General features: G+C 45.4%; 12 protein-coding genes. 6 read left to right on the top strand and 6 right to left on the bottom strand.

Annotation, left to right across the window (positions count from 1 at the left end):
* Positions 1–36 precede the first annotated feature (36 nt).
* Together EKK48_28490 and EKK48_28485 are read left to right on the top strand one after the other, a co-directional pair.
* On the top strand, positions 37–924 hold the full coding sequence (locus EKK48_28490) for a response regulator transcription factor (GenBank protein ID RTL35633.1): 888 nt from the start codon (positions 37–39) through the stop codon (positions 922–924).
* Positions 925–1,046: 122 nt separating this feature from the next.
* A complete protein-coding gene (locus EKK48_28485; protein RTL35632.1) occupies positions 1,047–1,883 on the top strand; it encodes a hypothetical protein in 837 nt (278 codons plus the stop codon).
* 13 nt (positions 1,884–1,896) lie between these two features.
* Here the strand turns inward: EKK48_28485 and EKK48_28480 are convergent, their stop codons facing one another.
* Positions 1,897–2,763, bottom strand: a complete 867-nt coding sequence (locus tag EKK48_28480; protein RTL35631.1) for a hypothetical protein — start codon at positions 2,761–2,763, stop codon at positions 1,897–1,899.
* A gap of 194 nt (positions 2,764–2,957) precedes the next feature.
* Between EKK48_28480 and EKK48_28475 the strand changes: the two genes are divergently transcribed.
* Complete coding sequence (locus tag EKK48_28475) at positions 2,958–3,599, top strand: hypothetical protein (protein RTL35630.1); 642 nt, start codon at positions 2,958–2,960, stop codon at positions 3,597–3,599.
* 331 nt (positions 3,600–3,930) lie between these two features.
* Positions 3,931–4,152, top strand: a complete 222-nt coding sequence (locus EKK48_28470; GenBank protein RTL35629.1) for a hypothetical protein — start codon at positions 3,931–3,933, stop codon at positions 4,150–4,152.
* A 1,328-nt stretch (positions 4,153–5,480) separates the two neighbouring features.
* Here EKK48_28470 and EKK48_28465 read toward each other — a convergent pair.
* Genes EKK48_28465 through EKK48_28455 form a run of 3 tightly spaced genes read right to left on the bottom strand, consistent with a single transcriptional unit; the run spans position 5,481 to position 6,855 of the window.
* Positions 5,481–6,044 (bottom strand): hypothetical protein, encoded by a 564-nt coding sequence (locus EKK48_28465; protein ID RTL35628.1) that lies wholly within the window; start codon positions 6,042–6,044, stop codon positions 5,481–5,483.
* A gap of 47 nt (positions 6,045–6,091) precedes the next feature.
* A complete protein-coding gene (locus EKK48_28460; protein RTL35627.1) occupies positions 6,092–6,580 on the bottom strand; it encodes a hypothetical protein in 489 nt (162 codons plus the stop codon).
* A 17-nt stretch (positions 6,581–6,597) separates the two neighbouring features.
* Positions 6,598–6,855 carry a hypothetical protein gene (locus EKK48_28455; protein ID RTL35626.1) on the bottom strand — a complete coding sequence of 86 codons (258 nt, stop codon included), beginning with the start codon at positions 6,853–6,855 and terminating at the stop codon, positions 6,598–6,600.
* A gap of 1,055 nt (positions 6,856–7,910) precedes the next feature.
* Here EKK48_28455 and EKK48_28450 point away from each other — a divergent pair.
* Together EKK48_28450 and EKK48_28445 are read left to right on the top strand one after the other, a co-directional pair.
* Positions 7,911–8,399, top strand: coding sequence for a hypothetical protein (locus tag EKK48_28450; GenBank protein ID RTL35625.1), 489 nt, complete (start codon positions 7,911–7,913; stop codon positions 8,397–8,399).
* A 1,021-nt stretch (positions 8,400–9,420) separates the two neighbouring features.
* On the top strand, positions 9,421–10,350 hold the full coding sequence (locus EKK48_28445; GenBank protein ID RTL35624.1) for a hypothetical protein: 930 nt from the start codon (positions 9,421–9,423) through the stop codon (positions 10,348–10,350).
* 10 nt (positions 10,351–10,360) lie between these two features.
* Here the strand turns inward: EKK48_28445 and EKK48_28440 are convergent, their stop codons facing one another.
* On the bottom strand, positions 10,361–12,637 hold the full coding sequence (locus tag EKK48_28440; protein ID RTL35623.1) for a hypothetical protein: 2,277 nt from the start codon (positions 12,635–12,637) through the stop codon (positions 10,361–10,363).
* A gap of 144 nt (positions 12,638–12,781) precedes the next feature.
* Positions 12,782–13,918: a hypothetical protein gene (locus tag EKK48_28435; GenBank protein RTL35622.1), complete on the bottom strand. Its 1,137-nt coding sequence runs from the start codon at positions 13,916–13,918 to the stop codon at positions 12,782–12,784.
* Between the last annotated feature and the right edge of the window lie 269 nt (positions 13,919–14,187).

Below are 14,187 nucleotides of genomic sequence, written 5' to 3'. Positions count from 1 at the left end.
CTATTGATAAAACTGTATTCTGGGGCACCTGGTCCGATGTCGAGTACTGACCATCCTGGCGAGCCCGAAACGAAGGGTTTAAGCGGTTCTGGGCGTGACGGATCCGGACGCAACCGTCCTACCCGAACAGGAACGGGTGATGGACGAGGTTCGGATGGTGGCGGTTCTCATGTCGAGTGGCCTGATAGTCCGAGATTTTCTTATCGTCCGCGTACGGTGATATGCGATCGCCATGATTTGATTAGAGCGGGTCTGTCCGCGATGATTTCACCATTTATGGAAATTGTAGGTGAGGCAAAAGACGGCGCATCTTTACTCGAATTGGTTCGAACCCTGGCACCTGATGTCGTAATTTTAGACATCGTTTTCGATGATATTGGTGGCGTTACTCTGTGCAGCGCTCTAAGAAAGGAATCGTCGAATTCTAGTGTTTTGGTCTGGACGGACTCATACTATGCCACCAAATATTTCTATCAGTTGACCAGAGCTGGCGTAAACGGATTTTGTCTGAAAGGCTCTGGTCCACAAGTGTTGTTCGATGCTATTCAAGAACTCATTGCTGCGAGGAGTTATAGCGAGCCGAAAATTGTTCACTTGATTAGACAGACACCAACTGTCTCAACACATGATTTCGGTCTGACAGAGCAAGAAGTGGCTGTTTTGGTTCGTCTTGATCTTCGTAATAAAGAAATTTCTGAAGAACTGGAATTAGAATCGAGCGCCGTCGAGCATTGCATCAAAGGCATACTGAGTAAACTAAAAGTGCCGACAAGAACAGCGGCTGCGCTCAAAGGCGTTCAATATGGATTTGTTTTGCTTCCAGTTATGCAAGGTCGAGATCCTGTAAGTGGTTGTACTGAGGAGCAGAAGAAAGCAGAGGAATTCGCACGTGAGGCGATTCGTAGACATCGGGAACTCGATTGAATTTTGCGCTATGTCTCGGTATGAGCAACATAAACTAGCAAATCAGTCTTTGTCTCATTTTTTGGTTGATGCTTGCGTGCAAACTTGATTTGGTTTAAGGTGGATGAACAACCAGCAGTCATTTGACTGTAAATAAATTGTTTGAACAAGTAGTTGATTTGATCGTAAGCTCGCACAAGGCTGGCGATAGAGTAGGTTGGTTACTAGACGCAAATCATTATTTTGGTGAACACAAGGCGTGGCTGACTTTTAATGCCGAGTTCACCGATAATCCGCGTTGTCTGCTTGAATTGAAGGCTTTTGTGGCGCCAACTGTCCAATCATTTGACCAGCTTAGACGCATTATGCAGGAAATCGGCACGGAACTCTGTTTGAGCTTTCAAGCTACTGCTTTTGACAGTTATCGGGAAGCCTCGATTCTGCGGTTTGCGACGATCGGCTCTTCTCACGCCATGACTGGTCGGATGATTGTTTCAGGTAATCATTATTACGAGTTGGCTCGACGAAACGAGAACCGCTTACACCGCAGGCTACCGAGTTTTCCGTTTGACCTCGACTTCAGCGATTTAGAACTGCAACTTCGAAGTCCCGATGAGCAGTCCGTTTACGAAGTGGAAAACAATTGGAATGAAGATAAATTGTTGATTCCGGAAATCGTCGCTCTGATAAAAAAGATAGAACGCTGTGTTTCTGCCGGGAAGGAAAATTTTCTGGAGTCTGAAACAAGTCAGGATGCACTACGTTTTAATCTGGATGTCCTTAGTCGTGTAACCGCGCAAGTGTCATTTCTGAAAACGGATATCGCGGAGTGGCGCAAAGACATGCTGCAGGTCGCGCACCCGGCAACAAGGCCTTGGAATCGCGATTCGGAAACTGTTTGGAAAATGGCCGAGCAACACGTCTCAAAACTTCTGCCTATCATCGAGAAATATCGAATGCAGCATGATCGAGGCATTTGAATTTGTAGCTGAACTAGTAGTCACTAGTCTCATACTGCCAGGACCAAATCTCATCGGACATTTTTTTGATACGGTCCAATAAATCGCTTTTCCCCATGTTGATACCGGAATATTGATCCTGCAAGAATATCGCCAGTGCCTCACTTGATTTGATCGATTGCAGCGCGTGGTCTAGCTGTGAGATTTCCGCATCGTATTCGTCAGAAGGAGCCCCTAATGCAAGCAAACCAGCCGGATCATGTTTCTTGACTATTTGCCTGAGCCTATTGGTTCTTAAGGACGCAAGGGCGGTGTGAACTTCGGACGATGCCCTGGGCACGTCGATAAATGAATTTGAGAAATTTAGGTCAGCTTCATCAACTGGAACTGAAGGAATCTGCAGAAGCTCGCATACGGACTTGCTGATGTAGATTCCTTTTAGGTCGCTTCTCCAGTCTGGATGACCTCGACCGTCGTTCTCGTCCGCGATGGTGGCATACTCGATACTGAATTTAGATTTGATAAGAAACACTATTTCAATGAAAGCTTCTATGAGAATAGCCAGATTCGTCGGATCCTCAATCTGTGCAATATCTTCGTAGGATTTTGTACCTATGTACTTCTGAAACACCTTTGGTCGAATGTGGAAGTTGTAGTAAAAATATGGAGTTCTGTAGGTCGACCAGTAATGCGAGTGTCTCGCAGGCAATTTCACATTTGGAGATAGTTCCCAAAGCGTCCGCATGCCTTTCTCTTTTGGAGAACCGGAGTAGAGTGAAAACTTGCCAGAAGCTAACAGCAATTCGTTGATGGAACTTCCACTTAATCGTGCCTCAGAAATGAGCGTCAAATCGAAGGTCGGTCCACCGGTCCAGTTTTCTGGATCTTCAAAATTTTGCATGCGATTGGTTGCAGAGTCTGCAACGACAGTTATTGATTAATTATACATTGTCGGGCCGCGAACTGCCGAATCTTTGCTCCAAGGTGTGGCACACGATACGACTCGAGTATGGTTACTTGAAAAATACTGGGCGGCGACCGGGAGACTATAATGGCGAAATCGAGATCTGTTCAAAGTGGCAGGAGTTTCCTTCTATGAACAAAAGCCTAACAGCGTTCGCGTTATTCGCAACCTTTGCGCTCGCAGTCGGTCGCGTGAACGCTAACACCATGTACGGCGAAGTTCAGCGCGCAAAAACGATTCCGCCGAATCAAGTCGGCCCCAGAGTCGTTTGGAATATTTCCGCGGAGCAACCAGTTGTCAGACTATCTAGTGACCAACCTACTTTTGGCGCTGCTGCAATACTAGGCTCAGCAGACTTTGCTTTGATTATGCCCGGGACAGGGGCTCCTTTTCCTGACAGTGCTTACCTTGATGTTGAAATGGACCGTTATTTGAATCCCGGTTCTGAATTTGCACCGCCGCTGGTATCGGTTGAATTCTTTGCACCCGCGACTAAAATATATTCCTATGAAAGCGCGGCATTCAATTCGAGTCTATTGAAAGTCGAAACTGGCACATATCAGCCGGTATCGGTAAGAATTATTATCCCCAGTGGCTTGATGATTACGCGTGTAGCCATTGTTGCGAAGGCAAATGGAAATACTACGTCAGATTTCAGCGCTCGCAATATTCGTTTCAATGGTAAAGCTGCTGACAAAATCAACGTGAACTTGCTTAACGACAAGCACGCCATCGACAGATTGATTAATGTGGTGAGGCATTCAAATAAGTAAGTACAATATCGAGGCATGATTTCGCTCTGACAGAGCCGGACTTATTGGTTTATAAGCGATACCAAATCTAGTCATTATTGTATTCATCGCAAATATGAGCGCTGTTGTAACTGTCTATCCATGCGACTTTGCGGTTGGCTTTTACACGGAAGGACAATTAAATCCGAGTCTGCCCGGAAAGAGGCTAGGCGAGTGTTGGGATTATTGGCTGATGAAGAAGACCTATGGCTGACAGGTGAGGGACTCTGCACGCAACGCCACATCATGATAATGATTACTCGAACTCATTACGGTGCCTGTTTGCGCCGATTTACGAGGAGTGGAGATTGGGATGAGCGAACCCGAAAAGGAAATTACCGAAAGCGCTCGAATGAACGGGGATGGCACCATCGAGTGCACTCACGTCATTGTGCAGCCTGGTGTTAGCCCTGGACACAGTCTATGGACAGCGAGACCAGAACACTTCGATTTCACTGAAATTCAAAACAGACACGGTCTAACGAAGCCAGGACAGATGAGTACAATCCGCAAGGAGTTGCACAGCGGAGTCTGAAGAGAGTGGCAAGAAAAGGAGGGGGATTGGTCGTGAGCGAAAACAGCCCAGTCGCTGAACCGACAGGGGTTGCTGGCACTACATACAGTGCCGTAAGCAGCGAGAGCACCTTTCCATCGAGGAAACGAAAATGAAATTCCGGAATTGCTTATTGCCCCTTTTGCAAATTTCTGGTTTTGGTGATTCAGTGCACAATAGCCATGACAGGCTCTTCCGTCTCAGCAAGCAACGAGAGTAAAATACTTCAGGAAGGTGGATTGCAGAGCTCAAGCTCGAAGCAGTATCAATTCTGGTACTACTTTGAGCCCGAACATCACGGGGGCGACCCTACTTGGCTAACACCTAGCTTAACGTTCCGAACTTGGTCCGATGATTGCGAAAAAAGAGTTCTTGCTGCTATCAAAAGTGCTAATTTGAAGTAGAAAACACCTGAGTACGTGTCACTAATTGTTCGACTTAGGCCGAAGTTCGAGATATTTTGCTATCAAAATTCCGGCGGAGAGAACATCAATTGTCTTCCGCAATACGCAATTCAGTGCCTTCAAGAGTGTTCCAGATGAATTGAAAGACAGCTGGTTTGTGTTTCGAATTACTAACGGAGTGAAGTGCCAAATGCAAATAAATCTGTCTTCTTATGCCGACTCGGATCATTATTTTGCGCAAATAAAGGATGCTCACAATCCAAACTAGGGTCTCATTTCTTTCAGTCGACGGCACAGCATTTAGTGCACAGCAAATTCGGCCGCTTGTGATTCTTTTCGGTAACGAGGGACAACAGATTTGTTCTGTCGTTACCAGTTCTTATGCACGAAAATACTAGTCAGAAAAAAAGTCAGTTGATGAGACAATAGTTTCGACAACCGCGTAGTTCTAATTGTCGTTGATCAGGCTGAAGCAGAGATACTGAGCGAACGCACTAAGGCAGGGCTGCGGGCTAGACGTGAGGCAGGCGTGAAGCTTGGTCGACGAGCGAGAGACCGTGCTGCTGAGCGGAACCAGGCAAGAGAGCTGGTAAGCCAAGAACTCAGCATGCGACAAGCAGCAAAGTAGACTGGATTGAGCGTCTCAACACTTCAAAGACTGCTGAAGACAGCCTAGCAAGCCTGGCTGCGACCGCCGGCAGGCACCCCCACCCTTAACGTCAAGAAAAGGCGATCGTGGGGTGCATGCGCCGTCAATATCTCCACCAAAGCAAAAGGGCGGCTATGTTTTGTATATATCGCAAGTCCAAAATTTCCCCGCCCTGAAATAAAGTTAGGCACCATTTGCGATGCCTCAGAGACGATTCTTGACACGTCTCAGACTATGCTGGAGCCGGGCATCAGAACTCATAAAACCGACTTATTCGTACCTGGGACTTTCTGCCTTGAAAGGTAGAAATCCCTCAAAAAACCATCCAAGGTCTGGTTCACCATTTGATAGACTTCTTCGGGCAGTCTCGCTCGTCCAAAGACACCAAAAGTGTCCCCCTTCCATACAATTGCCCACTCTGACTCCTTTAGGAGTTCCATGCGGTTGGCTTGTAAGCTGCCTGTCTGGGGATCTCGCTTTTGTTTCAGCACCAACCATGGAACCACTTGCTCTCGTACGGTAATCGAGATGGTACAAAACAGCATGTCATCATGAATGAGTGAATTAACGGCAATGTCGAATGTCGGTGCATCACATTCATCGATATCTCGACAAACGGCTATGCCGTTCTTAAGCAGTTTTAGCTGCACCATCGTTTTTATTCTGTCTTCATTTACACCAAAATGAGCCGCTTCCTTTGGTATCTCTTCGACAATCACAGCTGCTGTCGTGAAATTGCGCAAGTTCTTGTGGTCTAGTGCACTAGCCTTCGAGCCCCAGAGCAGTAGAAGAACAGTTTGAAAGATTAAAAACCATCTCATTGAAAGACCAATTAACCAATTAACCGATTTACTACATACGTTTAGAATCAGTGAGTTCGGTAATTTTCCGTAAGCCACTTAAATACGCGGAGTGCCAATGAATTAGTAGTTATATGGCTCGTCTTGCCGTGGTAACGTTCCACGCTTGAATACCAAGCGGGGCGTTCATCAGCTGGGTGATAGAAGACTTGATGCTCAAGCTCCGAGATGTAAACGTCTTCACCGGGATATTTAAAAACTATCTTGACTGGATTGCTCACCAAGTCAAAGTGAATGACTTCATCCTTAAGCGAAATCACTCCGCCTGGAAGATCGTCTTCCATAAAGCGAGTCATAAAAGGACCATCATCGAAAGCGTTCAACCCGGATCTGACAGAATCAAAACTTTGTTTAAGATAATCGAGCAAACTGCCGTCTTTCAGGCTCTCCAACGCCCGCCTTTCGCTAATGTCATATTGATTTCGTTCCGATATCAAATCCAGCGCGCGGTCCCTAATTTTACGAACTTCGTCCTTCTCAGTGCTGCTCAATTCCATTTTTCTTCCTCCAAAAACTATTTCCCAAGACGTCGATAGCCGCTACTGTAGACATCCCGAATCAGCTCATAGGTCTGATTGTAGGGTTCAATCATATTTCCGTACTGGTCCGTAACTCCCATATCCATGAAGACTCTTTTCATGAGGAGTTGCGCGTTGCATGCCAAGTCATGTTCGTCCATGTCGCCATGTTCTTCCCACTTGTGATCACCAATTATCGTAAGCAGTTCATAGGCTGCCGCAAGCTTGGTCAGTTGTTCTTTTGAAATTTGCATTTTCAACCTCATTTTATTGAACGAGTGTATAGGTGAAGTCGGCTGGCTTTCCCCACAGATCACAAATTGTTCAACATTCCATGTCGACCTTAGTCTGCATTCGCTGAGCGATTCATGCCTTAATGTCTGGAGCACAAATGTAAATGCGCCGTGGACCTGATGAGGAGGGCTAGGTATCTTCGGCGTATTGCTCGCCTCAACTGCTCATCTATTAACGCCTTAAGCTGGTACGCTGCAACACTAAGGTGCCAGCTGGTGTCGTGACCGAGTCAGAACCATGCGGATCTTCTAACAGCGCATGAATCGAACGTATATACAATCGGAAAGGGCTTGCGCGCCATGCTCGAAGTCTGTTATAGCTTGTAGTAAGGGTGTCGCTTTACGAATTTACGATAGGAGCTACATAGGATATGGATTTCGAACACACAGTTATTATTCTTTAGGGGTTAGCAGCCAACCGTGACTAGCACCATTGAGCAGGTTTGATAAATAAGAAGACGATCAAGTTTTGTGATTGTGCCTTTCACGGCAAGATGCGACTGAGATTAATCACCATATACGCCACCATGCTGTGGCAAATGGTGGTGAACTATTAGATTGCAAATTGGCAGTGTTTAACCCAGGTTATGAGACGTGAGCACGTAGTAAATGATGATTTTTGCCCAAGGGCGATCAAGCCATACAGAGTTTTTTATAACTTGTGCTGAATTAGTTGTACCATATGTAGTGGCTTAATGGTCTAGGACCGATCAGTGCAAAGTACGTATCGAACCATGTTTAATGAACGATTCTGCAAGGTTTGGTGCGTCCGTGATCGGAACCTTCATTCTGCCTTACGGCATGCGGTGCTGCAATTCTTGCGTATTCGTGAAAATTCAAAGTGTTTCAATCTGTCGCTGATGTAAAATAGTTACAACTCTACTCTTTCGACTGTCGGTGAAACCCCTATTTCTGAGTATTCGACATTCGGCAGGGCACCATTAGATGGATGTTACTGTTACGCATCTGATGCTGTCGGTAAGCGATATGTTTAGGTTAAGTGATTGGAGAGCTTTATGAGTGACTACAACGAATTTGAACGAAACCAACGGGAATCTTTGATGGCTCTTGATGGTTTCCGGATCGCCGTTACGCCTTTGCCATGTGAAATTGAAGCATTCGATCTGCAAAGTAGTTCAAAAAAAATTGAGGAAGAGATCGAGAAGCTTGTGAATGACGCCGGTATAAAAACGTTAACCAGTGAACAGTATGGAGCGGTTAATGCACCCGGAAATTTGGGAATTACCGTTGAAAGTATAAAAAGTGACCGTGGGACGTATGTCTACGCTGTCCGCGCTTACGTCACTCAGCTTGCTGTTTTAGAGCGTGACATACGACGGGAGCGAAATGACTTTTACCCTGTAGTCACTTGGATGTCACCACGGCTTAGGACCGGGGAAGTTAGTTCCCAATTGTTTGTAAGTCGTATTATTGAACAAATAAGGGCGGTAGCAGTGGATTTCGTCGAGGCGTACAAACAAGCGCAGTCAGAATTGCAGCTGTGAATTGAACTGCACCGGTTTACTGGTTTTCGTACAATCTTGGCAATATAGTGAGGTGGACAGCGTAGTCTTCGACTTAACTTGCTTCTTTTGACACTTGGGTTATGATATCCAAGTTACTTGGGTTTTGATAATGCAATTCTTTACTTTGATTGAATTATGCGATGAGCACTACCGACAGCTCTGCGCTAAGCTGCCTTGCCCTCCTAAACTTGAGAAACAGCCCAGCATCCGACACGGTTTTTGCTTTCACCACGAAACTCCGCTTAGGATTTGTCAGGCAACCTCTAATCATTTTGTTTATTTGGTGATGGAACCTGTCGACCTTCGTCTAATCGCAAGCGCTAAAGGCGGAGGGTCTACGACCTTGGCAAAGCAACAGGCTGCCAGAAACAACGGGGCGAAAGGCGGTCGGCCTGCCAAAAATTCAAATCTATACAAAACAGCGAACGGGTTGCACATCTTGAAGCTGTCTGGGGAAGATTATCAAGTTGTTTATGCCGACGGGTCGCCAGCAGCTAACAATATAGACGGGTCTGATGCTTTATTCGGCTCGTTCTCAGAGGCTGAGTTGCATGCAAAGTCTTGGCGCCCAGCGCAGATCATCTGCCCTATATGCGGTACTAAAAACCTGCGCACCAATCAAGAACGACTGAAATGTAGTGGCGAAGGTTGCTCTAGTTCGTTCTCGATTAGATGACAGTTGATCGGGCGTTTGGAGCATCTGTTATACCTTTTAAATATGGAATTAAATGCGGTGGTTTTAAGCGCTTTAGCTGTCGGCGGATTGTCTGATGGTGGCAAGCTGCCCCAGCCAGCCCTTTAGTTGGAGCCCTGGACCTTAGAAGCTACGGTGGTGAGACAAGCGAGTCTGTGGAAGTTTAAAGCACAACGAATTTTGAAGTTGATTCAGCGCCCAAATTACCGCCTAAAATTCATGCGAGAATGAACTTGCGTGCTCTTTTTTGAAACTCTAGATCTAGATAGCATCATTTGATGATGTTGTTCAAAAAGTAAGGTCATTGTGATTATCGATTTGCCGACTTCTGATGAATTTGTTGCCACCGGTAAAGCCTTTTTAAATCTCGCTTGGGAAGAAATTATTAGGCTATCTACTGAGCTTGATCGGTACAAGGAATATGACAATTACAACGATGAGGAGGAGCAACTAAGACTTGAGGAGAAATATTGGAAAAACTCTCAGCATAATTTGTTAATTTCGATTGCTCTCGCTCAGCAGGGAACAGAGTTTATGCTGAAAGGAAAAATAGCGGCGATCAGTCCGTATCTCCTTATTTCGGATGAACCGGGGAAGTGGATTTCCGGGTGCGATACTGAAGACAAATCTTTTGCTGACTTTAAAACGGTAGATGCGCAAGACTTGATAAGGCTCCATGACACGATTTGCTCGCCGAGGCTGCCGGATTCATTTAAGACAACTTTTAAAAGACTGCGAAGATTGCGAAATACAACAATGCATTCGCTGGACAAACGTGCGACCGTTTCAGTTAAAGACGTGGCTATTACGATTATGCAAATAAGCGAAGTGTTTACTGGACCTCAATCTTGGCATTGTACTAGAAAGATGTATTTTGAGGAACGAGACAATTTATTTGGTGCCTATGATATTAATCCCGGTGCACTTTTCGCGCAAGAAACTCTACACGTCGTAGATAAGCTTGGATTGACACCGGCTGAACTCAAGAAGCATTATGGTTTCGATCCTCGGCTACGACGATACTTCTGCCCAGAGTGTTATGACTCTAACTACTATTACAAAGCAGATTTAGCCCAATTATCACCAAATACTCCTGACTCTAAGGCTTTGCGCTGCTTATCCTGCCAAACAACCTTCAAAGTGTTGCGCAGGAAGTGCAAAAGTAGAAAACAGTGCCCTGGAAATGTTTTGGCGGATTCGACTTACGACCACCGCTGTCTTACTTGTTTTGAATAATTTATAAACGTTATGTAAGCCTAAGAATGGTAGCGAGTATGTTCTCTTTTGTGAGCTCTTTTGTCACGTTCACAAACCACGCCGGATCGACTGGTGCGAAAGTGTGATCAGGTGCAGCAAAAACAACTTCGTCAGGCTTAGCATTCTTAGCGTAGTTTATGAAAGTAAGCAACTCGTTCGGTTTGTCAAAGCTAGCCGCGTTCGATTTTACTTCAACGAACAAGGTTCTGCTATCGGCTAACACCAATAGGTCGATGTCGGTGATTTTTAACTTTGATTCCGAATTCCACAGGTCGATGCAAGGCCAAAATAACATAGACTCCGTCGTTTTCTGACGTATTGCAGAGATTGCCGCTATCACTGGTCTCAGGTATAACCTGTTGAGAGCGGTATAGATTAATCCATTCATTCGTACTGATTGCTTACGATTGTGAGGGAGGTTAAATTGCAAAAGACAAGATGTGCAAGTCACAAGGCGGCTAAGCTGATCTACTGTGAACCAACCTCTAATACCGCAGCTGGTGCAAGTGAGCTCAGAGCCCTCAAAAAGTATTCTTCTTTCCAACAATTCTGACAGTTCAGTTTCATATTGTTCTTCCGACCAAACTTTTTGTGATTTGTGAAATAGGTCTTTCAATCCTTTGAGTGTTAACGTGTGCGGTTGCTTGTGGCCTTCCCTCCGGTAGGCTGATACCAAACGGATTGCAGCAGATTCAAAGGATTGAAGATCATTCGGAAAGAATTCCTGAAAGTATTCTCGTAATTCGCTTTCAAATAAAGCTTTCAATTCTTCCTCGACACTGCTTAGTTTGTCAAAAATACTTTGCCAACCTTTTTGACGTGTAAAGCGTTCATAATTTTCGATGCCATCAAAATGAGATAGCACGCTGTCAACGGATTGGGTCAGAGCTGAAGGATGCGCAGTAGTCGTAGCAGTATTGTCTGATGCCGTTTTCAAAATATGATTCATCAGGTCTGGAACGTCAGGTATTTGAAGATGCAAATTCTGAGTGCTGTCTAAATTTGGAATTTCTGCCACCAAATGCCCGGATTTATTGATCTTGCAGCGTGCGTTTTTGCAGAAAAGCTTTTCGAGCCCTTCACGGGCTGGCAGGTGCCAGCGACCTGATTTAAATGTTGCAGCGTTTCCGAGGACTGGGGTCTGAAATTCGATTTCCACGATCCAACCTAACTTTTTCTTGTTCGTGTTCTTAAGATCGGTTGGAGTCGGTATGTTGATCAAAGTGCCCTTGCTTTCAAAGGTCCGAAACTCCATATCATCTTGTGCGCAACCCGCTGAAGTTGATACTTGGCATGGATCAAACTCTTCCAGGCGCAAGTTATTTGCTTGAAATCTTTGACCGGAGCTTTCAGAAAGCGTCCTAGCGATTTTTTCCAGAGTGTGAGAAGTCTCGGTATAGGAAGCTAGTTGAAATCTTGCTGGACCTAACAGGTCGGTCCATCCACCAATTACTTTGCCTAGTTCAACGAAGAACAATTCATCACCGTTAAGCATCTCCCTTGGAACCCAGATTGTGTCTCGTACTGGCATCGGAATGCGTTGTACTGTACCCCTGTTCCACCAATGGAGTACTTCGTACAAGCTATCTCCCAATATGATTTGTACATGCGACGAGAAAAAGGGTATGTCAGGTTGGAAGCGGGAAATGTTCCAGCTACAGAAGTCTATCGGCCAAACTTTGTACCCGTACAAGTCAAACATCGAATTCGGATTTTCGATCTGAAACCTCTCGACGAACGTTAGGGGGTCTAATTCCAGTTTTCTCCAAATGTCCCGCGGCAGAAATCCGAAATTGCGCAGCGCATAATTGTCGGAAGCTCTACGAATGTCACTGCCTGTTCCGAGCGTGTCGAAAGCTGTGAGCATAGGGCACCAGGTTTGTGGCGCAAAATTTCTGAATCGTGAATGCGTTACGTCACTGACACTGGCGACTTCAAAGAACTGGCTGTCAAAATGAAATTCATTCCTATCGCCGTTTAGAAGTGTGATAGGCCTGACTCTTTCGCGAATTTGAGCTTTGAAAGTGTCGCTAATTTTGATAGTTGAATAAACCAAATCTGGCTCGGAGTTAGCCAAGAATGACAACCAATCACCAGACATTTCGTTAATACTGCTCACTGGAACGATTGGAAAATGCCGTCCGCCCCACACCGACATGCAGAATAGAAGTAACGAATTGATCTCCAAATCGGATGTGGTGGTTGGATCAATCAAAAACGCAATTTTTTGAGGACGCGAAAACATTTTTGCGGTGTTAAGTGACATTTTTAATTGCAGCTCATGAACCAGTTTGGGTTATAAAAGTCACGATTCGGTGCAATAACATGGAGCAAGAATCTGGTCTCCCACTTCGGAAACATGGTAGAAATTCGTTTCCGTTTTAGTTTGCAATGATTAGTGGTGCTCAATCTAAACTAGGTCCATTCGAATCTTTTCGTATTTGAGGCGCATTAGATTCAGGAAGCTTTCGCCTGCAACCACTCTGTTAAAGTCTTGGCGGTCGAAAACTATGATTGCAACTCCCCGGTCTTGAAACACCTTCAAAATTTCGCGCGCACCAAATTTCTCTTGATGTCCGATTCCCCGACTTACTCCGTTTTTCGAGAACAATATTCCGCAGCGAACTTTTGCTGAATCAAGTACGCGTGCGAACTTTGCTACGGTAGAAAAATCGGCTTTGTCCCTCCAACTTTTGCACTCGCAAATGAAATAGCGCCCCAGCTCTGCCCGAAAGTCATTGACAGAGCCCTCCATGTAGCATGTGACATCGAAATCGGTGCTGTGTGTTCCACGTCTGCGATAAGCTTTTATGCCTGGTACAAGCATTAAACAGTACTGAGCTAGTCTCTCCAACGCTAGACCAGTTGTGATGGTCGGGTTGTCTATATCAACAAGTAATCTTCGAATATAGGCAGCGTTGGCGCGATACTCATTTGCTTCTTCAAGCGTAGGAAATTCTGAGGAAATCGATCTATCTGGAGTTTCAATATTAGACAAAATCCACTCTGGAAACCAAGAATAATCAAACGTCGGTTGAAATTGTGCTTGTGTAAGTTGACCGATTTCGTTCAGTTGCAATTGCGAATATCCGTGTTGCCATACAAGTCGGAAATAAGTGCCGCTTGTTGCAGGAACCAGTCCACCGTGACTTATGGAATCTTCAATGAGAGACAGCAAGAGGCTTCTTCTGGCGCCCGCTCTATAGTTGAGTGCGGATTGACATTCCGATAGGAAAACTAACGGCATCGCTTTGTGAACCCATCGGTTCAAGACTACCTGCCGTTCGGTCATTGTCTGGTACAACAGCTCAAATACCGCTAGCGCTTCGTGCAGGCGACCTTGCGTTCGGTAGAATAAACCAACGTTTTGCCAGGCTAATTGCTGGGGGCTTTGTGCAATTTCAATCCCGTTGATAAGATTCACCGGCATTAACGTAAGGAGTTGAGCCGCGCTATCCCGATCGTTCTGTAGGATCGTAGCGTAGTTTTGAAAACCGTTGCCGTTCAGCCATTGTATGAGTTGCGTGGGGCCTAGTTGAACAACCATAATCTTTCCTGTATCTAGATATGCTGCGAACCAAAAGAGCGCATGTCAGGCTGGGAGTTGATCGCAAGCAGTAATTTGTGGTCAATTGAAAGTGAATTTTAAGTTGGTCCCGAATTGTACCCCAAAATTTCATCAGAATTCGTGTTTGATCTTGTCCACTTTAGCTACCCAAAATGTTCAAGTACATGGCAGAAAATGTGGCAGATCGTGTCCACTCCAGTCAAAACAAAAAACAAAGCCTGACAGGCTTTGTCTTTCAAACTCTATAA

Source organism: Candidatus Melainabacteria bacterium, assembly GCA_003963305.1.
In the GTDB taxonomy this organism is placed as follows: domain Bacteria; phylum Cyanobacteriota; class Vampirovibrionia; order Obscuribacterales; family Obscuribacteraceae; genus PALSA-1081.
This window is presented reverse-complemented; position numbering and strand designations above follow the sequence as displayed.